Annotated in this window: 18 protein-coding genes; 3 read left to right on the top strand and 15 right to left on the bottom strand. The window is 60.8% G+C overall.

What is annotated here, in order from left to right; translation table 11 throughout:
* Nucleotides 1-45: 45 nt before the first annotated feature.
* Both ACFPN2_RS21960 and ACFPN2_RS21955 read right to left on the bottom strand, forming a co-directional pair.
* Nucleotides 46-1518 carry a hypothetical protein gene (locus ACFPN2_RS21960; protein WP_380600592.1) on the bottom strand — a complete coding sequence of 491 codons (1473 nt, stop codon included), beginning with the start codon at nucleotides 1516-1518 and terminating at the stop codon, nucleotides 46-48.
* On the bottom strand, nucleotides 1515-1907 hold the full coding sequence (locus ACFPN2_RS21955) for a cupredoxin domain-containing protein (RefSeq protein WP_380600590.1): 393 nt from the start codon (nucleotides 1905-1907) through the stop codon (nucleotides 1515-1517). The genes ACFPN2_RS21960 and ACFPN2_RS21955 overlap by 4 nt, the downstream gene beginning before the upstream one ends.
* Before the next feature lie 273 nt (nucleotides 1908-2180).
* Here ACFPN2_RS21955 and ACFPN2_RS21950 point away from each other — a divergent pair, with 273 nt between their 5' ends.
* Both ACFPN2_RS21950 and ACFPN2_RS21945 read left to right on the top strand, forming a co-directional pair.
* Nucleotides 2181-2435 carry a type II toxin-antitoxin system CcdA family antitoxin gene (locus tag ACFPN2_RS21950; RefSeq protein WP_380600588.1) on the top strand — a complete coding sequence of 85 codons (255 nt, stop codon included), beginning with the start codon at nucleotides 2181-2183 and terminating at the stop codon, nucleotides 2433-2435.
* 97 nt (nucleotides 2436-2532) lie between these two features.
* The gene (locus ACFPN2_RS21945) at nucleotides 2533-2760 is read left to right on the top strand and encodes a hypothetical protein (RefSeq protein WP_380600586.1); all 228 of its coding nucleotides are present in this window, start codon (nucleotides 2533-2535) and stop codon (nucleotides 2758-2760) included.
* 63 nt (nucleotides 2761-2823) lie between these two features.
* Here the strand turns inward: ACFPN2_RS21945 and ACFPN2_RS21940 are convergent, their stop codons facing one another.
* From ACFPN2_RS21940 to ACFPN2_RS21910, 7 genes are all read right to left on the bottom strand, one after another.
* Nucleotides 2824-3054, bottom strand: a complete 231-nt coding sequence (locus ACFPN2_RS21940; RefSeq protein ID WP_380600584.1) for a DUF433 domain-containing protein — start codon at nucleotides 3052-3054, stop codon at nucleotides 2824-2826.
* A gap of 49 nt (nucleotides 3055-3103) precedes the next feature.
* A complete protein-coding gene (locus ACFPN2_RS21935; protein ID WP_380600582.1) occupies nucleotides 3104-3484 on the bottom strand; it encodes a helix-turn-helix domain-containing protein in 381 nt (126 codons plus the stop codon).
* Nucleotides 3459-3647 carry a BrnT family toxin gene (locus ACFPN2_RS21930; protein ID WP_380600891.1) on the bottom strand — a complete coding sequence of 63 codons (189 nt, stop codon included), beginning with the start codon at nucleotides 3645-3647 and terminating at the stop codon, nucleotides 3459-3461. Before ACFPN2_RS21930 ends, ACFPN2_RS21935 begins: the two co-directional genes overlap by 26 nt.
* A gap of 258 nt (nucleotides 3648-3905) precedes the next feature.
* Entirely contained in the window at nucleotides 3906-4124 is a 219-nt protein-coding gene (locus ACFPN2_RS21925; RefSeq protein ID WP_380600580.1) for an AbrB/MazE/SpoVT family DNA-binding domain-containing protein, read from the bottom strand.
* A gap of 68 nt (nucleotides 4125-4192) precedes the next feature.
* Nucleotides 4193-5452 (bottom strand): phospholipase D-like domain-containing protein, encoded by a 1260-nt coding sequence (locus ACFPN2_RS21920; protein ID WP_380600578.1) that lies wholly within the window; start codon nucleotides 5450-5452, stop codon nucleotides 4193-4195.
* A 6-nt stretch (nucleotides 5453-5458) separates the two neighbouring features.
* Nucleotides 5459-7030, bottom strand: coding sequence for a M48 family metalloprotease (locus ACFPN2_RS21915; protein ID WP_380600576.1), 1572 nt, complete (start codon nucleotides 7028-7030; stop codon nucleotides 5459-5461).
* A gap of 105 nt (nucleotides 7031-7135) precedes the next feature.
* Entirely contained in the window at nucleotides 7136-10423 is a 3288-nt protein-coding gene (locus ACFPN2_RS21910) for a LamG-like jellyroll fold domain-containing protein (protein WP_380600574.1), read from the bottom strand.
* Between the two features lie 139 nt (nucleotides 10424-10562).
* On the opposite strand from ACFPN2_RS21910, the gene ACFPN2_RS21905 reads away from it, so the two are divergent.
* A complete protein-coding gene (locus tag ACFPN2_RS21905; protein ID WP_380600572.1) occupies nucleotides 10563-11111 on the top strand; it encodes a hypothetical protein in 549 nt (182 codons plus the stop codon).
* A 67-nt stretch (nucleotides 11112-11178) separates the two neighbouring features.
* Here ACFPN2_RS21905 and ACFPN2_RS21900 read toward each other — a convergent pair whose 3' ends face one another.
* From ACFPN2_RS21900 to ACFPN2_RS21875, 6 genes are all read right to left on the bottom strand, one after another.
* Nucleotides 11179-13350 carry a TonB-dependent receptor gene (locus tag ACFPN2_RS21900; protein ID WP_380600570.1) on the bottom strand — a complete coding sequence of 724 codons (2172 nt, stop codon included), beginning with the start codon at nucleotides 13348-13350 and terminating at the stop codon, nucleotides 11179-11181.
* A 62-nt stretch (nucleotides 13351-13412) separates the two neighbouring features.
* Nucleotides 13413-14750 carry a spinster family MFS transporter gene (locus ACFPN2_RS21895; protein ID WP_380600568.1) on the bottom strand — a complete coding sequence of 446 codons (1338 nt, stop codon included), beginning with the start codon at nucleotides 14748-14750 and terminating at the stop codon, nucleotides 13413-13415.
* A 12-nt stretch (nucleotides 14751-14762) separates the two neighbouring features.
* Complete coding sequence (locus ACFPN2_RS21890) at nucleotides 14763-16004, bottom strand: metal-dependent hydrolase family protein (protein ID WP_380600566.1); 1242 nt, start codon at nucleotides 16002-16004, stop codon at nucleotides 14763-14765.
* Nucleotides 16005-16404: 400 nt separating this feature from the next.
* Nucleotides 16405-16872: a MarR family winged helix-turn-helix transcriptional regulator gene (locus ACFPN2_RS21885; RefSeq protein WP_380600564.1), complete on the bottom strand. Its 468-nt coding sequence runs from the start codon at nucleotides 16870-16872 to the stop codon at nucleotides 16405-16407.
* Nucleotides 16873-17306: 434 nt separating this feature from the next.
* Complete coding sequence (locus tag ACFPN2_RS21880; RefSeq protein WP_380600562.1) at nucleotides 17307-18737, bottom strand: FAD-binding oxidoreductase; 1431 nt, start codon at nucleotides 18735-18737, stop codon at nucleotides 17307-17309.
* Nucleotides 18734-19507: a FadR/GntR family transcriptional regulator gene (locus ACFPN2_RS21875; protein ID WP_380600560.1), complete on the bottom strand. Its 774-nt coding sequence runs from the start codon at nucleotides 19505-19507 to the stop codon at nucleotides 18734-18736. Before ACFPN2_RS21875 ends, ACFPN2_RS21880 begins: the two co-directional genes overlap by 4 nt.
* Between the last annotated feature and the right edge of the window lie 215 nt (nucleotides 19508-19722).

The following is a 19722-nucleotide window of genomic DNA, read 5'->3' as shown; positions in this document are numbered from 1 at the left end:
GGAAGATCGTTCAGAAGGTGACCTCGATCGAAACGCGTTACCTCGTCAGCCCTGCTCCGCGCCTAGCGGCAGCGACAGAATCCACAGGCCGACGATAGTGTACGCCACCATCAAGACCAGGGTCGGCAGCTGGCTGAGCACGGGCCGCCGGTTCGCGAAGGTTCGCATCGCGATAACATGCGCGAGATAGATGCTCGCGACGTGACCGCCCAGCAATACTGCCACCTGCGTATGCCATACGACGCCCATCTCCAGGGTCGAGGGTTCCGCCGGGACCCCGCCCTGCAGCGGCAACAGATGCCAGCCCAACCCCAGCGGATCCGAGAACAACAGTGGCAATGCCTTCACCTGCATCCACAGGAAGGTGAAGTAGTGCGAGAAGTGATAGGCGATCGCGATCGGCAGCAGCGAATAGCAGAACTTCAACACCAGCGTGTTGAGAGGAATCACGCTTCGGGTTACGAGCTTCGCGAGATACAGCACCAGCAGATAAAGCCCGAGATAAAGAAACGGAAAGATCAGCAGGCCCGCTTGTCGGTACAGCAGGTACCAATCCATCAGCACGGTCTGTGCCTTGCCCAGATCCTCTCCCCACAGCGGCTCGAAGAGCCACAGTGCGTTCTTCCAGAACAGTCCGACCCACAGCACGGTGTCGAGAATCGCATCGTAGGTGGTCGAGGACAGCATGAAAAGCACGAACAGCACGAGCGCGATATGCGATGGTGCTTGTCTCAGCACACTTGCAAACGGCGAGCGCAGACGTACCCGCCAGCGAACCGGTGCACCGCGCAATCGCCGGTATTCGACCGGCGCGAGCGTGCCGATTAAACGAAAATACACGCTGAAGAAATCGGCCCTGCGAAACCACTTCGTCGCGCCGAACGCGAAACATCCCAGCAGCGTGATCGCGCTGTAGATCAACAACAGGATCGCCGTTGCACGCGGCGTAGGCTTCACGAACAACTCGATCGCGACCAGCGCGACATAGCCCACCACCGCCGGCCAGTATCCCAGGCGGCGGGGCCACCTCAGCCGGCGTCGGGCGAGATCGCAGCCCAGGCGCTCCAACCCGTCGATCGCCGTTCGCCAGGGATTGATCAGCGCGTAGAGATCGCCGGCCACCAGGGTGATGTAGGCGAAGCCCAATAGGAACATCACCCAGAAGAGTGTCATCGCAATGTTACGGCCGGCATCGTCGCTGTCGAACCATCCCGCGACGAGAGTGAGCAACAGACATCCCATCGCCACCGCCCGCATCAGACTCAGCATCAGCGGACTCAAGACAACTTCACGTCGACTCTGTTTTAGATGCTGGTGAGCAACCTGCACCCGCACTGGGGGCGCCGTGACCAGAAAGCCCAGCAGCGAAAAAGTGATTAAGAGGGTCGCGACACACGAGTACACGTACATCCAGAACGGCACCGGCAGCACATACACCGCGCCGAACGAATGCGCGCTCGCAAGTGTCGGAACGAGGCACGCAAGAACGATCCAGTGTCGAAGCCGTCTTGGCGTCATTGCGCCTTCACCTCGAGCACGGCCAACTGACGATGGACTATCGGACTCTCGGGATCGGCGGGATTCGCTCGCTCGTGCAGATGGATGGGATAGATACCCGAGTCTTTTGCGACGAAGGTGAGCACGACCTCGGAGCCCGCGGCGACGACCACGTTCTGATCGTAACCATGCACATGGACTTCCCCGGCCCGGTCGGAGCGAATTCGCAGTGTCACGGTCTCGTTCTGCTTAGCCGGGAGAACAGTCATCGCCTCGTCCGGCCGCGGGGCCGCGATGATGAGATTGAAGGTCGGATTGGGCGCGACGCTGGCATCTCGCTCACCGATCAAGGTACGCGAGCCAAAATACAGAGCGACCAATGCGACGAGGGTCGCCGCGGCCCATAACATGCGACTGCTGCCTGGTCGCCCTCTTCGAGACTCTGTCGTAACCATCCAGTAAGACCCTCCGCTCCATGACGATCGTCCCGGAAGCTGTCTGCCTTATCCTGGATTGAACCCCTCAGCAAGCGTCGACGGCCCCTACCCGCTTTTTCCGGACTTGGGACAGCGCTGAATATTGGATCAGATACGCCCTCATGTCGGGCAAGATGCCGAGGCTGGGACGCTCACTCGCAATCGCGGACAGGTGGGCGCATCATCGATCTACGCCACGCCTTCTCTGTGGAGCCGCCATGCCATCTACCCGTCGCGTCCCAGCGAAGAGCGTCACGCGCATCAACATCCGTCGGGATCTGGCTGGAGGCGACCCGGGCCGCGAAGATCAATCTATCCGCCACACTCGAGCAAGCCTTAGTCAAGAAGCTGAGTTCAGTACCGCAGCTGCAATGGCGGCAGGAGAACCGTGACTCCATTGAAGCTTACAACCAGCATGTGGAGAAGCACGGCGGGTTCTACGATAAGAGCCAGAGCTTTTGATGGCGCAGTTCACATGTACAAGCGATCAACACTGCCGATCCACGAGCACCGATACCGATGGGCAACTCTCGTTCTTGGAACCTCAGAGGAGTCTAACTTGAGCAGCATTCTCCGGGTACAACTGACCGATGCGCTACGCAGGTACATTGACGAGCGCGCCAGCGAGAAAGATGCATATGCCACGCCGAGCGAATACGTTTGCGACCTGATCCGCCAAGACATGCGGAATCGAGCCGTAGCCGTCAACATAGTTGATGGATTAAACGATCTGCGGCACGGCAAGTTTTCCGACGAGTCGATTCTCGACTTCAGGAATCAGAATTGAGAATGTGTGCGCGGGAATTCTTGCGTCAGGAATATCCCGAGCGGCAACAAACCGACAGCCACACTATCTAATAGCGATTGGCAGCTCTCGTTCTTCGGACCTCCACGCCGCATAGGCAAGAGCCGCGCGAAGGTCGGCACGTTCAAGATGCGGATAGGCTCGCAGGATCTCCTCTTCCGATTGCCCATCAGCCATCAGCCCCACGATCGTTCCGACGGTCACACGCATTCCCCGAATGCAGGGCTTGCCACCCATCACATCAGGGTTGAAAGTTATACGATCGGAGCACGACATCGGCATCTCTCGATATCTTCAGAGCCGCCGCCACGTGCGGAAACTGGGGTCATGACGCGTTCGCTTCGCTTTCGACCAGCTTGACTAGGCGATGCGCCTTGTTCGGATCCTCAAGGATCATCCGCAGAAACACTCGGACCACAAAATCCGGTTCGGAACGCGCCTGCTCAAAATCACGCAAACGGGCGAGACCAATGTGATAACGGGCAGCAAACTGCGGTTGACTCAGGCCGGTCTTCTCCCGAACCAGCCTCACCTCGCGAGCCAGAGCCATTCGGCTGAGCTGCCCCTCTGTGAGCGGAGGATTATCAGGATCGGCTAATGCCTGAGCTTCGGCTTTCTCATCGCTAATGCCATTGAGTCGCTCACGATCCTTGTCGGAAAATCGGAGGGCCGAGCCGCGCTTACGACTGAAGGAGGTTTTGCTCATAGATTCTCCGCTCCTGCGCAGTTGATCGCCGGGCAGAGATGATCCGGTAGATATCTGCCTCCGGGCAGGAATAGACGACCGTCAGAAGCACGCCATCCACTCGGCCGATGACAATATTGCGATATTCACCTCGCGCGAATACATCCTCGTGCTCAAGTCGCAGCGGTTCGATGCGGCTTTAGCATCATCCCAGCAGAAGTGTAGATCATCGTCGCCGGCGCTCACCCTCTCTTCCATACGGAAATTCCGTACTCCTGTCAATCGCCCCACGTGGTGCCGGGATCCGGCTAGCCGCCGATGCGGGATCTAACAGTCGCAGCGGCACTTCGAACGCCGAATGGGATCGTCCACGATCGACGATTGCGCAAAGTGGTGCCCGCATCTCATGCCAATCGGAGAAAGAGCATGAGAGTCCAATCCGTCAGCGAGAGAGCTCGTCAATCGGTAATGCCTTCTGCCCCTTTTTGTGGAAGCGCCCCGCGACATCCATTGCGCTCTTATTCTTGACACGCATCAATGCGGTCCCGTCCGAGAGCAACGTGAACGTCATCCGGTCGCCTGCCTTCATTCGGAGGCCTTCTCGAATTTCCTTCGGAATGGTGGCCTGGCCTTTGCTCGTCAGGATCGCGTCTGCAGTCATGGCAACAGCCTCCCTCTTTCATCGCCTACCATAGTAAGGAAGCGGTGCATGTGCAATTGCAGTCCGACTCACAGCTGATCATGCACCTGATAAGCCACCCAATCGAACACCCTGCTGTACCACGCCCTCCGCCGCCACGCCTCCAGCGTCAGTTCCTTACTCCGCTTCAAATCACTCTCGAATGCCGCCTTCAGCTCTCTTGCGATCCGAACGTCGCGGATGCCGATGCCGACTTCCTCGTTCAGGGACAATGAGCGGGAGTCGAAGTTGGTGGAGCCGATGTGGGCCCAGATCTCATCGACGATCACGATCTTCTGATGAATCAAGGTCGGCATGAATTCATACAAGCGTACGCCGCCCTCAAGTAGCTGCTCATACAAACGGCAGCCCGCCCGCCGAACGAAGGGGCTGTCGGTGTGTGCGCCGGGAAGCATGAGGTGAACGGCGACGCCGCGCTTCACCATCATGGCCAACAGTTCGCACACGCCATCGTCAGGGGCGAAGTACGGATTCTGGATGATCACCTCGCGTTTGGCGCAGGCGATCGCGACGGTGTAGAGCAGCGCCACCGAGGACACCGCATCGCCCGAGGCGCTGCTTACGACATGCGCATCAATGTCGCCTTTCGGCTCAAGCGCTGGGAAACAGCCCTCGCCGGCGGGCACGCAGTGGCTCTCTTCGATCCAGTTCTCCATGAACACGGACTGCAGTGCCTGCACCGCGGGGCCTTCGACGCGAACTGCGGTGTCACGCCAATGTTTCTCATCCTCGCCGTGCCCGAGCCATTGATCGGCGATGCCGTGACCGAAGGTGTAGCCCACCACGCCATCGATGATCAGCAGCTTGCGATGCGTGCGATGGTTGAAGCGACGCAGGTTCCACCAGCGTGGCTTGCAGTAGCTGGACAACTGCACGCCCGACTCCACCAGGCGTTTCAAATTCTCCTCATCGCCGCCGGAGCTGCCGAGCGCATCGATCAGCACCCGAACCTTGACACCTTCGCGCGCTTTGCGGCTCAGCAGTTCAACGAAGCGGCGCTCGACCTCTCCCGCCGTCCACACGAATGTTTCTAAGTGAACGGCACATCGGGCGGCCGCGATGTCGGCTTCCATCGCAGGAAACAAGGCACCGTCCTGCAGGATCTGACAGGCGTTCCCGCTCGTGACCGCGCCATCGGTCAAGCCTGCGAGCGTCCGCAGATCCTCCCCGAGGGCCGGCAAGGCATCGAGGTCGAGTTGGAGATAGGGTGTGTTACGACGATTCTTGAGCAGGAAGTAGGCACTGGCGAGCAGCGCGCCGGCCAGAAACGTCAGCGCGCCCGCTAACACGACCCACTACTCCGCGACCTTCGCCCCATCCACGCGGAAGCGAAGATACGGCAGCTGCTCCTGCGCGATGCTATTGATGCCGGTCTGGGCGGCCGCTTGCTGTCCAGGCTGCACTGCCGAGCGAAATACCACAGGCTGGCCTTGTTGAACGATGCGACCGCTTGCATCGACGAGCACGGGCGTGACTTGAATACCAACCAGCGGCGCCGGTGCCCGATTCTGGACGACGACCACGACGCGGCCTTGCGGATCGATCTGGCCTTGGGTCGCGACGTAGTTGCCGGGGTTCTGCGGCAGATCCATGCGCACGAACTCCGCCGCCGCGCGCTGACCGATCTGACTTTGAGAACCGGCCGCGGCCCGGAAATACTCCATCGCCTTGGTGCGATCGCCGCGATCGCGAGAGATCGTGCCCAAGTAATAAGCGGCCGGCGCCGTGGGCAAGAGCTCGACACTCTTCGTGAGCCATTCCTCCGCGCGTGCCTTATTGCCCGCCTGGTACTGCGCGACGCCCGCGCCCAGATACGAGCCGAAATAATCCGAGTTCAGATCGATGGCTTTTTGATAGTAAGGCAGCGCCTCCTCCGGCTTCTTCTGAGCGAGCTTCATCTCACCCAAAAACTCATGGAAGCGTCCTTCGCGCGGCTCGATCTTGATCGCTTCCTGAACCAGCGACTCAGCCTTCGTATATTCCTTCTTGCGCGCGGCCGTCATCGCCTCATCGAACTTCTTATACGCGGGCTCGATCTTGCGGAACGGTTGCAAGCGCGCCTGATATCGATCCTTACCGAGATCGCCGCCGAGGCCGAGTCGCTGCGCCGTCGCTTTGTTCTTCGCGACGCGCTCTTCCGACGGTGGATGCGATGCGAACAGGCCTTCGATGAAGCTCTGGCTCTTGGCACCGCCCTGTTGTGACAGACGCACGAATGTTTCCTGCAAGGTGATGGCGCCTTGCGGATCGTAGCCGGCGAGCTTCATGTACTTCATGCCGTACTCATCGCTCTCCAGTTCCTGGTCGCGACCGTACTTCTGCTGAATCATCTGGGCACCGACGCCCGCGCCCTGAACGGCGAGATTCGCGACGGTCGAATCGACATCGCTGATCGCAGCCCCGATCTGTGCCGCGGCGAGACCGACCTGCATGATCGTGCCGCGTTCCTGCGCCTTGGCACCGTGCCGTGCGGCAGCGTGAACGATCTCGTGGCCAAGCACGGCGGCGAGCTCCGCCTCGTTCTGCAGCTCCGACAACAGGCCCACGTTGACCGCGATCTTGCCGCCGGGCAGCGCCCAGGCGTTGGGCACCGGGTTGTTCAACACTACGAACTCGTACGGCAGCTGGCGGTCCGAGACGGCCGCCAGCTTCTTGCCCACTTCGTTGATGTAGACGGTGAGATCGGGCAACACGTCGAAGTCGCCGCCCTCGCTCTGCTTCGTCGGCGCGTAATTCTGCTCGCCGATCTTGATCTCCTGGGCCTCGGAGACGAACTGAATCTCCTTCTTGCCGGTGACCGGGTTGACGCCGCACGCGCTCAGCAGCAGTGCCAATAGGGTCAAGCACAGAAGCTTTGCGTTGCGCATCGATGGGTCCGCCGTCAGTGAGGATGGAAGATTCTACGGCCCTCCTCGTTCAAGAGCGATCAATGACGGCGATTTGTTCCCCCGGGTTGTCGAGTCGGGGGCGCCTCAACCGGCGCCCTCGGCATACAACTGGCTCACGACCTCGGCGTTCACGGCCTCATCGTAGATCTGCAGCTGGTCGACCAGCCCCGCGTACGGCGTATCCCAGAAGTTCACGCCCAGGGCGAACTGCCGCTGCGCCGCCGGTGTGAACACATCCGGGAAGCCCGTCATCGTGTTGACCAGGGCGCCGTTCAGATACAGCCGCAAGGTGCCATGATCGACCGCCATCACGAGGTGCGACCAGGCGCCCACCGGGATGGACGAATTGAACGTGCCATCGAACCACGCCGTGCCCGACCACACCATCGTCGGCTGGGTCGAGCCCGGGCCGCGCGGCACGAGGCTGATCCAGCTCGAAGGCGTCGCCCAGCCGAAGAATGCGGTCGTAAACTGCGAGACCGCAGTCGGCCGCAGCCACATCGCAATCGAGTAGCTGTGGTCGCGGACCAGGCCGTCCGGCAACCGCACGCCCGAAGCACCGTCCAGCACCAGGGCACTACCGGCCGCACCGGGCGCGAACGACACCGCACCGCCCGGCTGATCGACCCGCGGCCCCACCACAACACCCGGACCGAACACACCGCGTGAGGCGTTCAGATCGTTCTCGAAATCGTAAGCCGCAATCGGCGACGGCGGCGCAAGCGAGCGGACCGTCACCTCGAACGTCTTCGTCGTCTGCATGCCATTCAACGTGATCGTCGCCGTCAACGTCACATTCACATCGGGCGAATCGCGACCTGGACGCGTCACCCGGCCTGTCGGGCTCAGCACCTCCGGACGCGAGGACTCCCACGTGATGACCGACGCGTACGGCCCCGTGCGTCGCAGATCGAGATCCGACTGCACGGCACTCACGTCGCCTAGGTCCAGAATCTGAGCGGCCGATTGCAACAGCTGCGGGCCGGACAGATGATCGATGTCGAGCCCTTTGATCTCAGCGGCGGACAGGCTCGCCTCGTAGATCTTCAGCTCATCGATCAATCCATTGAACGGCAGATCCCAATAGTTCACACCGAGCGCGAACTTGCCTCGACGCGCGCTGAAAAAGTCGGTGAGCGTTCCCGTGCCGAACTTGCGCACGCCGTTCAAGTACACCGACACGACCCCGCGATTCACCGAGAACGCGACATGCGTCCAGGCATTCGCAGGAATGCGTTCGCCGGCGCTGCCATCGAACCACGCCTCACTGCCGCTCCAGAGCATCGTGTTGCCATCCCAGCTGTGCGGCACGAGACTGATCCAGCGATTCGAGAACGGCACACCGGCCGCATCGGTCTGCTCATCCACCGCGCCGAAGAACGCTGGCGTGAACTGCGAGAGCACGCGTGGATTCGCCCAGAAGGACACGGTGTACTCGTAGTTGTCGATCACGCCTTCGGGCAACAACACGCCGGAGGCGCCCTCGAGACTCACCGCCTGGCCTTGCTCACCCGGCGCAAACGACACCGCGCCCAGATTCCAGACGCGATTGCCCGTCGCGGTGGCGGCGGTGAATCGACCGAGCTGCTCGTTCAACGAGTTCTCGAAGCTGAACTGCGCGACACGGTTGAACGGCAAGCGCGCAGGCACCGTCACCTGGAACTGGCGCGTCGTGGTGACGCCATTCAGCGTCATCGTCGCGGTGAGCGTGACAGTACGATCACCCTCGCCCACGTTCGGCCGGAGGACGGTGCCATCGGCTTGAATGACGGACGGATCGCTCGAGGACCAAACGATCGTCGTGGCTCGCGTGCCGCGGGTGGGCAAGTCCAACGTGCCGGCCTTGATGGTATCGGGCAGAGAGAGCGCGTCCGCGACATCCTTCAACGCCTGACGCGTCGTTCGCTTCTCGAGCTTCGTGCCCCAGATCGACACACCCTTGCTCGACAACGCCGTGAACACCGGCACGAGCTTGCTCGCGGCCTCATTCCACTGCCACGCGAGCCGGCCCTCGTAGAGATCGTCGCTGCCGGTCAGCTGGATACTGATGCGATTGGGATCGGTGAAGTAGCAGCGATACTGACCCGTCACTTCGCCGGTGATGCTGTAGTCCGCGTTTAGCGAGATGTAGACAGACTGCTTCGCCTGCCGATTGATGTCCTTGCCGAGGTTGATGAACTTGTAATCGCCGAGCGCATCGTTCGCGTCGACGATATTCTGACCTTTGATCGGCACGTAACGCTGCGGCGAGGCCACGAGCCAGCCGTCCGCGTTGACGAACATTTCGTGCACGCGAATCGAATGTCCTTCGCCGCGATTCGGAAAGCGCGTGTGCGTGATCAGGAAATGTTTCTTGGTCGCCGCATCGTAGTACGCCGAGTTGTGGCCCGGCGAGAGATAACCGCGCGCCACCTCACGATCGCCCGGTGCCGCCGCGAAGTTGAAGCCACCCATGAGCTTCACCCCATAGGGCGCGATGCTGTCCCAGTTGCCACGCGCGCCGACCATGTCGCGACCTTCGGCATCGAGATACGGGCCATCAGGCGTGCGCGATCGTGAGATGCGAATGTTGTAACCGTCGGTGGACACGAAGCCGCCGAACGAGGTGAACATGTAGTAGTAGCCGCTCTCGGGGCTATACAGGATGTAGCTGCCTTCGATGGCGCTGTGATCGCCGCCGGCGAGATGTTTGCCGTAGCCTTGGCCGGGCAGCGGCTTACCGGTCGTTTCATCCATTTTCAAGATGAAGATGCCGCCGGAATACGACCCGTACGTCATCCACAACTTGCCCTGCTTGTCGTAGAACACGTCCGGATCGATGGTGTTCGGATGAATCGTCGCGTCGTAGCTCGTGATGCCTTCCGGTCCATAGCCCGCCGCGATCTCCGCAGCCGACATCCCCGAGCGCAGGAAGATGCCTTGATTCACGTAGGGACCGTCGATGCGATCGGAGGTGGCGACCCCAAGATACGAGCGCGGCCCCGTGCACTCGCCGTTTGGCGGAATGCCACAGAAGCTGTAATAGAAATTGTATTTACCGTTCTTGAGCTTGATCACGTCCGCGGCCCAGGATCCCGGCGCGCCGGTCCACTGCGTGCCTTCAGCGGGAATCGTGCTCCACAACGGGTTCGCGGCATCGACGCCGTTCGCGACGAACTGCCAATTCATCAAGTCAGTGCTGCGCGCAGCTGCGAGGTGCGAACCGAATACATAGAAACTACCGTCGTCGGCACGGATCACGGAAGGATCGTGCACCGGCAGATCGTTATGGGTAATGGAAGTCACATCGACCGTTGGATCGGGTGCATCTAACAGGCAGCCGCCCACGATCAGCAGCACGCCCGCGGCGAGCGCCGTTCTTATCGATTTCATTGTTTGATCCCCCGTCTGGTGCCGACTTTATAACTCAGACAAATAATGACTGGCAACAGCTATCGCATCAGGGCCGTCCTGCCCGGGCGGAACGATTCGCAACGGCTCGCGTTTCAGGGGTTTGAAGGGGGAAGCGCGTATGACACCTGCGATTCGCCATGCAGCGATGGTGACGGCCCTGTTCAAGGAGGCGAGCGGTGTCGAGCGCGCCTATCACGCCGCGCTCGCACGAGGGTACACTCAAGATGACATCAACCTCGTGCTGTCGGAGGACACCCGCCGGCGATATTTCAATGTCGATCAGGTGGAAACGGAGCTTGCTGACAAAGCCGCGCACAGCACGGAAAAGAAACAACCGGCGGCCGCGAAACTCGGCGGGCCTGCAGGTGGAACGGCGGCGACCATTGCCCCTGCCCTCGCCGCCATCGGATCAGCGGCGTTGCTTCCGGGTTTGGTGCTCGCAGGTCCCATCGCTGTGGCATTGGCCGCCGGTGGCGCCGTGGCAATCGCCGGTGGCTTGATCACCACGCTCACGAACTGGGGCATTCCCAAAGGTCGGGTCGAAGCATACGAATCGCAGATTCGTCAGGGCGGTGTATTGATCGGCGTGAAAGCCCGCAACGATGCCGACACGGCTTATCTGCAACACGAGTGGCAAGCCGCGGGCGGTGAATTGATTCGAGCGTAGCGGCGGTCATCGTCGGTTGTTCCCAAATCATTCCATCGCCCTTCTACCAGCAGGCCAGCCTCGTCGTCTAGAACTGCGCGTTTACACGCACACCCCAGTAGCGCGGATCGCCGTAGACGGACCCGGCGGCAGGACCGCCGAACTGCGCCAGTGCCGACTGGGCCAGATAATCCGACACATAGGTGGTGTTGAATAGATTGCGAGCGAATAGAGACACTCGATAACGCGACCAGACCAATGTGCTGCTGGCGTCGACGAGGTAGTAAGTATCTCGGACCGGGCACGGCCCGAATACCGCCGCCTCGCCGCAGAAGCGAGTGGGGCCAACCGCATTGAGCGCTCCATTGAACTCCAAGGAGAGAGTGTTTGACAGCGGCTGTGTGTAGGTCGCCGCTGCGCGGTAGCTCCATTCAGGAGCGCGCTGGAACTGCTCGCCAACGTTACCGATGCCGGGTGCAGTATTTGGCGACAGAACGGTCGGCTCGACCGGATTGTAGCCACCGCTCACCTCGAGCATCAGCTCCGGCGTTACGCGATACGAAGTGTCGACTTCCAAGCCATAGGATTCGACCTTGCCCACGTTGACAATCGCGACCCTGGGTCCGAGCGGGGTAGGAACCGTCGCTGCGGCGTTGAAGGACTCCGCATCGATATAGAACAGGGCGACAGAAACATTGCCGCGTCGATCGTCGAAGTTGGTCTTGAATCCCGTTTCGTACGACCACAGCTCCTGGTTCGGGAAGGTTGCGAGCGCACTGCCGGTCCCGACCAGCGGAGCATTGAAGCCTCCCTGGGTGAAGCCTTTGCTGATCGTGCCGTAGACTTGAGTGTCGGGATCGAATTGATAACGAGCCGTCAGCTTGGGCTGGAAGCCATGGAATGTCGCATCGGCCGATACGCCGCCGGCCGGTCGCAACTCCTGCTCGATTTCGTCATAGCGCGCCCCGCCGCCGATCACCACATGATCGGTCAGCCTGTATTCCAGATCGGTGAACGCTGCGTAGGCTTCATAATGAACGGAAGCCGCCTTTTGAAACAGCGAACCGCCGCCCACCACGGCACCGCCAAGCGTATTGCCGCACTCACCGCAATCGCCTACCTTGCCGCGATTGTAGTAGCCGCCGACCAGCCACTTGAAGGGCCCTTCACCGGCCGACAGCGCACGCACTTCCTGACTGAAGTCATGCAGAGCGCTGACTCCTCTGGCCGCAAAGAAATCGGACGGTATGGTGTCGATGTCAAACGTATCGCTGAACTGAATCTTGGTTAGTGCGGAGGTGCTCGTCAGTTCGAAAGCATCGGCCGCGTAGGTAAGCCGGCCCGAATAGGCGTCGCTGCGGACACGACTTTGCTGGCGGCTTCCAGCCAGCGCGCCCGTCGCGGCGCCGAAGCGCGGAGTGACCCGCAGTTGGCCGTGCTTGTCATCGATGTCGGTCACTTGATGGTAGAGAAAGCTCGGTCCGAGCTTATCGACGTAGGTGTACTTCAAGTCGGCCGTCAGGCTGTTCGTCGGCGTGATCGTCACACGGCCGCTGAACGCGTCAAAATCGTCGCGATCGGCATCGCTCCCATCGGAAAAATTGCGGAAGCCCGAGCGTCGCTGCATCGAGCCCGAAACGCGCGCAGTGATCAGATCCTCGACGATCGGTCCCGCGACGGTCGCCGAACCGCGCTGCGTGTCGCCATTGCCGAGCTCCGCATTGACCTCGCCCTCGAAGACATTCGTAGGCGCACGCGTGACATAGCTGATGGCGCCCGAGTAAGCATTTCGACCGTAGAGCGTGCCTTGGGGTCCCTTGAGAACCTCCACACGTTCCACATCGAACAGCGGAATCGAAAACGCGACGTCGTTAGGCTGGTAGACGCCATCGATATACAGCCCGACTCCCGGCACGCCGAGGCCGCGCATCGTCACGGAGATACGCGTGGCACGCGGCGAGGCGATGAAGAAATTTGGAAGCTTGCTCGACAGATCGTTGAGCGTGAAATTTCCCACGGGCGCAAGATCGCTCGCAGAGAAGACATCGATCGTCGCCGGAATCTCGTTCAATCGTTCCGAGCGCTTTCTCGCGGTCACGACGACCTCGGTCAAGGTCCCACCGTCCTCTGTCACTGCCGAAGCGGGCGGCGATGTAACTCGCTCGTCCTGCTCCGCCGGCTCCACAGCTTGCGCGCTTGCCATCCCCGGTAGCGGCGCAATCGTTCCCATCAACAGTATCGTTTTAATGCAGGTCTTCATTTTGTTCCCCCCGTGCTCAGTGGATGAGACGGAATAATTGATTGCCACACGGTGCGCATGCATCAGCGCTCTGCATCCGCCTTCATCGTGCGACCGGCGAGTAGAAAGCAGACTCCACCGGGCAGCAGCGCTGTAAAAGAGATCAGCATCGCGATGCGCAGGCCCATCGCCGACCCTTCGTGCGCACCGAAAGTGTCGCTGAGCAAGCCAGTCAACGCCGGTCCGCCGCCCAGGCCGATCGAGTTCATCATGAAATACAGCAGCGCTATCGCCGTCGCGCGCCGTGGCGATCCGCAGACGATATGAATCCCCGCGAACAGCGATGGGCCCGCGCCGAACACCAGGCATCCGCCGATCAGCGCGCAGACGACGAAGAGGGTGAGATCATGGCTGAGCATCGCGATGAGAAAGAACGGCAGCGCCGCGATCATCAGCCATCCGGTCAGCGAGGGCACCGCCGCGGGGCTGCGGCGCCCCAGCCGATCGGTCAGATAACCGCCAGCGAGGGCGCCGACGATCGCAGTGACGGTTGAGATCGAGCCGTAAATCGTTCCTGCCTGAGCCAACGGCAACTGGAAACTGCGAACCAGATGAGACACGACGAAGATGAGCGCGCCGTAACTGACGATGCCGAAGAACACGCCACCCCAGATTTGCCACAGGAAGCTGGGCTTGCCGATGAGCGCAGCAATCGATGGACCGAGCCGTTCACCGGCAGCCGGATCTGCGCGCCGTGACAGCATGTGGCGGGGCTCGCGTAAACCCAGGCTGGCGACGACCGCGATCAGTAAGCTGGATAAGCCGAAGGTCACGAACATGACCCGCCAACCGAACCGGCTGGCGATCTGCGCCCCGCCGATCAACGCCGCCGCATAGCCGGCCACTCCCGCCATGGCGAAGATTCCGATCGCCCTGCCCCGCAGCTCCGGCGGAAAATAATCGGCGATCAAACTTTGCGAGGTCGGCAACGCGCCCGCTTCCCCGCCGCCGACCGCGAGGCGGGCAAAGAACATCTGCGCAAAATTCTGCACCGTCCCGCAGATCGCGGTCATGATGCTCCAGAAGGTGATCGAGATCGTAATGATCAGCTTGCGATTGCCGCGATCGGCCCAGCGGGCGATCGGCAGGCCGAGCGTTGCATAGAACAAAGCGAAAGCGATACCGGTCAGCAAGCCCATCTGAGTATCGGTGGCGTGAAACTCGGCTTTGATCGGCTCGATCGCGACGGTCATGATCTGGCGATCGACATTGCTGACCGTCGAGACCAGGAACAGCACGGCGAGCATCGTCCAGCGCTGCCGGGACGAGAACAGCTGCCAAGGATGTTCGGGTGTTCGGTCGGCCGCCTGCGCTGCGGCCGGCAAGCCCGGGCGTGATGAAATCTCTTCGACCGCACTCATCGTCGTCGCGTCTCAATTCAGTCTGTTCTTTACGATCTCGCCGGCGCGCATGATCAGATCGAGCTTGCGGCCATCGGCTGCGAGCAGCCCGATATCTTTCAACGGATCGCCATCGACGACGATCAGGTCGGCATGGGCTTCGGGCCTGACGCAGCCGAGCCTGCCTTCCTGCATCAGAATCTCTGCGCCCATCGACGTGGCCTGACGCAGCATCTCGAGCGGCGTGAAGACTTCCGACCGAAGCGTGAATTCGCGACATTGCTGATCGTAGGTCGAACCGAGCAGGTCGGTGCCGTAGCCCACCTTCACCCCGGCATCGCGCATATGCTGGAGACCTTCGATTGCCGAATCCGCGGCGATCTTGAGCTTGGCCATGCTCTCGGGTGCCATGCCGAGCTTCGCACCGACCTCCATGCTGACGAAGATGACGGACATCGTCGGCACGACGTAAGCGCCCCGCTCGGCAACGAACACAGCAGTCTCGGCATCGATCAGAGTCGCATGCTCGATGCAGCGGACGCCGAACTCGATCGAACGGCGGATGGCACTGATCGGATGGCAATGCGCCGATACATAGGTTCGGCGCTCGGCGCATTCGTTGACGATCGCGCGGATCTCATCCTCGCGAAACTGATTCATCCACATCGGGTCGCTCGGCGACATCACGCCGCCCGACGCGGTAATTTTGATGCAATGGGCTCCCCGCCGCAGCTCCTCGCGCGCCGCCTTGATGCACTCATCGACGCCATCGACCACGACGCCGCCCCAGTTCATCGAACCGCACGAACAATAGCCGTGCGTATGGTGCTGCTCATTGGGCGTCCGATAGTCGACGTGCCCGCCCGTCATCGACAGAACCTTGCCTGCGTAAAAAAAGCGAGGACCGCGGATCAGCCCGTCGGCAATTGCCGAGGCCAAAGAAAAATCGCCGCCGCCGATATCGCGCACCGTAGTGAAACCGCAATCCAGCGCATGGCCAAGCTTCTTGACCGCGTGCGCCGTCCGGTAAGGCGCATCACGGCTGTCGACGACCTTGGCGTTGAGATCCGAGAAATAGGAATGAATGTGCAGATCGATCAGGCCGGGCATCAGCGTCTTGCCGGCGACATCGATCCGGAGAGCGCCATCGGCTTTGATCGAGCGATCGGCAACCTCACGGATCGTGCCACCTTCGACCAGCACCGACATGCCCTCGGCGCAATCCGCCGACACGCCGTCGAATATCCGCGCGTTCTCCAAAATTATTTGTGCCATGGTTACCGTTGCGCCCTTGGCCAGCCTCTGCGATTCCAAGAAATGAGGCCAGCGTCCCCCAGACGCCTGCGATATTCCATGTCGAGGGTTGAGATGTCAACCCTCGGCGAGCGGTAGCCGTCGTCCGGAATCGTGAACGCGTCGGAGGGACATGCATTTCGCCCGTGATCCCGCAGGCCATCACAGGCGTAATCGAGACGAGATGCTGGAAGAAGAGCTGTGCCGGCTACCGGACGGGAGCGGTCACTACCGTGACCGCTTACATCACCTTCAAATAGGTGACGAGGCGTCGCTCGAGGGACGCCACCACGGAGGTTTCAGCGTGGCCGTCATAGTTTTTTGAAACGGAACGGCGCGATCTTGCTGTCGGCCGTTTGTCACTCGAAAGCTCGGCAGGGATTCAATCCCAGAAGTCGCCCGCCCGCGCCCGTTCGTTGGTCGGTTCGACGTTCTTCAGGACTTTACGCAGACTCTCGAGGAATTGCTTTTGCTCGCCGGCACTCAGCACGCTCAGAAGATACTCCTCGCGCGCGAAAGTAAAATTGGCGATCGCTTCGTAGCAGATGCGCCCCGACTTGGTGACTGAGAGTATGTTGCGCGCCGCATGCTGAGGGTCGGGCTCAGACTTGATCAGCCCCAGCTCGATGAGACGGGCCGTTCCGCGACTGATCGCTGCTTTATCGAGGCCCATGATACGGACCAGCTCGGCTGCAGTCACTGAATCGCTCGCGCCGACATGAAGGGCGATCCTGGCTTCGGTCACGCTCAACTTGAGCCGCTTGCGCAAGGCACCGGCGGCGCCCGCCACTACGCGGTTGTAAATGAAGCTCACCATCGCTAGCGCATGAGTGTCGAGCTTGTCGTCCAAGCTTTCCGATACTCTTTTGCCTGGCGAGTCCAAACCTTTGCTCGACATGGTGGCCGACGACCTGCCCCTTCGCGCCGGATGGCGAGCAAAAGTAACCTGTCCTCGACGGAGTTTATGGCCCATAAGCGCGACGTAAGTAGTGGATTCGGCTTGAAAGGAGCATGGCATTGTGGCAACAGCTGGCCCACCGCTTCCAATGATGGACCGATCCGGCATTCATTTCACAATTGCCGAGATGCCAAGACGCGCTCATAGCAGGTGAGGAAACCGTGCCGCCGCGGCGGACCAGCGGTAGAGCCTGATATTCATTGTTGCTCGAACTAAAGGCTATATAAGCAGCAGAGAAGCGTCAAGGCCATGGAAAACCTCTGATCCCCTCCGGACCCGGTCCGGCTTTGTATCGGTCGCATGATTTCCCAATTGAGACTGACCTACTACAGGTCGAACACTTTTCCTGGATTCAGAATTCCGTTCGGGTCCCACGCCTCTTTGACTCTGCGCATGAGATCGACCACGGACGAGCCGAACTCGGCAATCAACTTGTCGCGCTTTCCCATGCCGATGCCGTGCTCCCCTGTGCACGTGCCTCCGAGACGGTGCGCGGTTTCGATCATGGAGTCGTAAACACGATCCATGCGTGCTCGCTCGTCGTCACTGTTCGGATCGATTAGAAACAATACGTGAAAGTTGCCGTCGCCCACATGTCCCAGGATCGGTGCAACCAATCCTTCCGCATCGATCTGCGCACGCGCTTTCGCGACGCAGTCGGCCAGATGCGAGATCGGGACGCAAACATCGGCAACGATGCAATCTGCAGCCGGCCTCAATGCACGCGCCGCGAAATATGCCGCATGCCGGGCCTTCCATAACGCCGCGCGACGCTGCTCATCGAATGCCCACTCGAGGCCCGCGGCGCCGTGAGATTTGACGATATCGACCGCACGTTCGAACTGCTCGGTCACGGCCGCCTCAGTGCCCATGAACTCCATGAACAACGTCGGCTGCTCGGGGAGCGACAGCTTCGAGTACGCATTGCAGGCGCGCACCTGCAACTCATCGAGAAGTTCGAGGCGCGACACGGGGGCGCCGGTCTGGATCAGCTCCATGACCGTGTCGACGGCGCCGCGCAGATCCGGAAATGAACAAATGCTGCTACCGACCGCCTCAGGCCGACCGTGCAGACGCAAAGTCGCCTCAGTGACGATGCCGAGCGTGCCTTCCGATCCGGTAAACAACCGAACGAGGTCGTAACCCGCGGATGACTTACGCGCGCGATTGCCGCAACGAACGATCTCACCATTGGCCAGCACGACTTCGAGCGCCATCACGTTCTGCGCGATCGTTCCATATCGAATCGTGTTGGTACCCGAAGCGCGCGTGGCAATCATGCCGCCGATCGACGCGTTCGCGCCTGGATCGATGGGAAAATAAAATCCCGTATCGCGGAGCTGCGCATTGAGCTCTTCCCGTGTGATGCCGGGTTGCACGACGCAGTCACCGTCGTCGGCACGCACTTCCAACACTCGATTAATGCGAGCAAGGTCGAGACAAATGCCGCCATACGGCGCACTGACATGACCTTCAAGCGACGTCCCCGCGCCGAACGCAATCACCGGCACCCGCCACTCATTGCAGACTTTGACGACCTGACTGACTTCGGCCGTGCTCAGAGGCCAAATCACCGCGTCGGGCAAATAGCTCTGCGCGAACGCTTCGCCACGACCGTGCTGCTCGCGAACGGAGACTCCGACGCTCAGTCGCTCGGCGAACACGGGACGAAGTTGTTCGATTGCCTTCGCCACCCGCGCTTTCGCATCCGGCGTGTCGTACTTGCTCGATGATTGGGCTCGCTGTGACACGCTCATGGCCGCGCGCCCTCGGTAAGCTGCGAGGGCGCATCAGTCGCCTGCAACGCTTGTTCGATGCGCGATATAGAGGCGACCGATAGATCGAAGTGCATTGCCATCGCAGCCCCGGCGCCGACCGCATCGCCCGAACAGACGCGCTCGACGATGGCCTCATGCGCATCGACGATACGCATCAACTCGGATTCGCTGCGGCGACTGCCGAGATCTATATGCATCAGCTGCTCGAGCGGCGCTCGCAACGCGGTCAGCAACAATGAATTGAGTGGATTGAGACTAGCCTCGGCCAGTGTCGTGTGAATGGCCATGTCGGCTGCCATGCGGCGCGCATGATCACGATCGCTGAGCGCGGAGCGCATTTGCTGGACGAGTTCCTGCAACACGCGCTTCTGAGCCTCAGTGACATGGCGTGCGGCAAGCTGAGCGCCCTGCACTTCAATAGCACGGCGCGTTTCGATGACATGAGTGGCGTTGACCTGGGCCGTGTTGAGCGCATAACCAAACACTTGCGCGAGCACATGTGCACTCATCGGTTGCAGGCGCGGTCGGCGGCCGCTTTCGATTTCGAGGATGCCCAGTGCGGCCAACGTCCGGTAAGCCTCTCGCACGCTGCCGCGGCTCACGGACAACTGCTTGCAGATCTGCACTTCGCTGGGCACAGCATCGCCCGGCTTGAGACTCTCGCGGGAGATCAGATCCAACAGGTGCCGGGCCACTTGCGCGGACAATGTCGGTCGCTGCGACATCGGCACGGAATGAAGTATGCCCACAGATCCCCCCTCTGAAGTTAGGCGAATCTAGCAGCGGCGTCTCCGACCTGTCAAACAGGTTTGCCGCGGTTCTCGGGATTTCAGGGCCGTCACAGCAGAACTCGACCCCGACCTATCCAACAGGATAGAAAGTATCCGTCGATAGCCGGCAATGTCCGCACCATCACCAATCCGCTCGGATCCTAGAATCTGCGTACCGCTCGAATGCCCAGCCA

The organism is Steroidobacter flavus (assembly GCF_042651805.1).
In the GTDB taxonomy this organism is placed as follows: Bacteria; Pseudomonadota; Gammaproteobacteria; order Steroidobacterales; family Steroidobacteraceae; genus Steroidobacter; species Steroidobacter flavus.
Note: the sequence above shows the minus strand (reverse complement) of the source record. Positions and strands in the feature narration are given on the sequence as shown.

Coding starts and splice junctions, on each gene's coding strand:
- ACFPN2_RS21915 (WP_380600576.1), bottom strand. CDS start 7,030: ATGCGCAACGCAAAGCTTCTGTGCTTGACCCTATTGGCACTGCTGCTG.
- ACFPN2_RS21890 (WP_380600566.1), bottom strand. CDS start 16,004: ATGGCACAAATAATTTTGGAGAACGCGCGGATATTCGACGGCGTGTCG.
- ACFPN2_RS21960 (WP_380600592.1), bottom strand. CDS start 1,518: ATGACGCCAAGACGGCTTCGACACTGGATCGTTCTTGCGTGCCTCGTT.
- ACFPN2_RS21880 (WP_380600562.1), bottom strand. CDS start 18,737: ATGAGCGTGTCACAGCGAGCCCAATCATCGAGCAAGTACGACACGCCG.
- ACFPN2_RS21910 (WP_380600574.1), bottom strand. CDS start 10,423: ATGAAATCGATAAGAACGGCGCTCGCCGCGGGCGTGCTGCTGATCGTG.
- ACFPN2_RS21940 (WP_380600584.1), bottom strand. CDS start 3,054: ATGTCGTGCTCCGATCGTATAACTTTCAACCCTGATGTGATGGGTGGC.
- ACFPN2_RS21925 (WP_380600580.1), bottom strand. CDS start 4,124: ATGACTGCAGACGCGATCCTGACGAGCAAAGGCCAGGCCACCATTCCG.
- ACFPN2_RS21900 (WP_380600570.1), bottom strand. CDS start 13,350: ATGAAGACCTGCATTAAAACGATACTGTTGATGGGAACGATTGCGCCG.
- ACFPN2_RS21895 (WP_380600568.1), bottom strand. CDS start 14,750: ATGAGTGCGGTCGAAGAGATTTCATCACGCCCGGGCTTGCCGGCCGCA.
- ACFPN2_RS21935 (WP_380600582.1), bottom strand. CDS start 3,484: ATGAGCAAAACCTCCTTCAGTCGTAAGCGCGGCTCGGCCCTCCGATTT.
- ACFPN2_RS21905 (WP_380600572.1), top strand. CDS start 10,563: ATGACACCTGCGATTCGCCATGCAGCGATGGTGACGGCCCTGTTCAAG.
- ACFPN2_RS21955 (WP_380600590.1), bottom strand. CDS start 1,907: ATGTTATGGGCCGCGGCGACCCTCGTCGCATTGGTCGCTCTGTATTTT.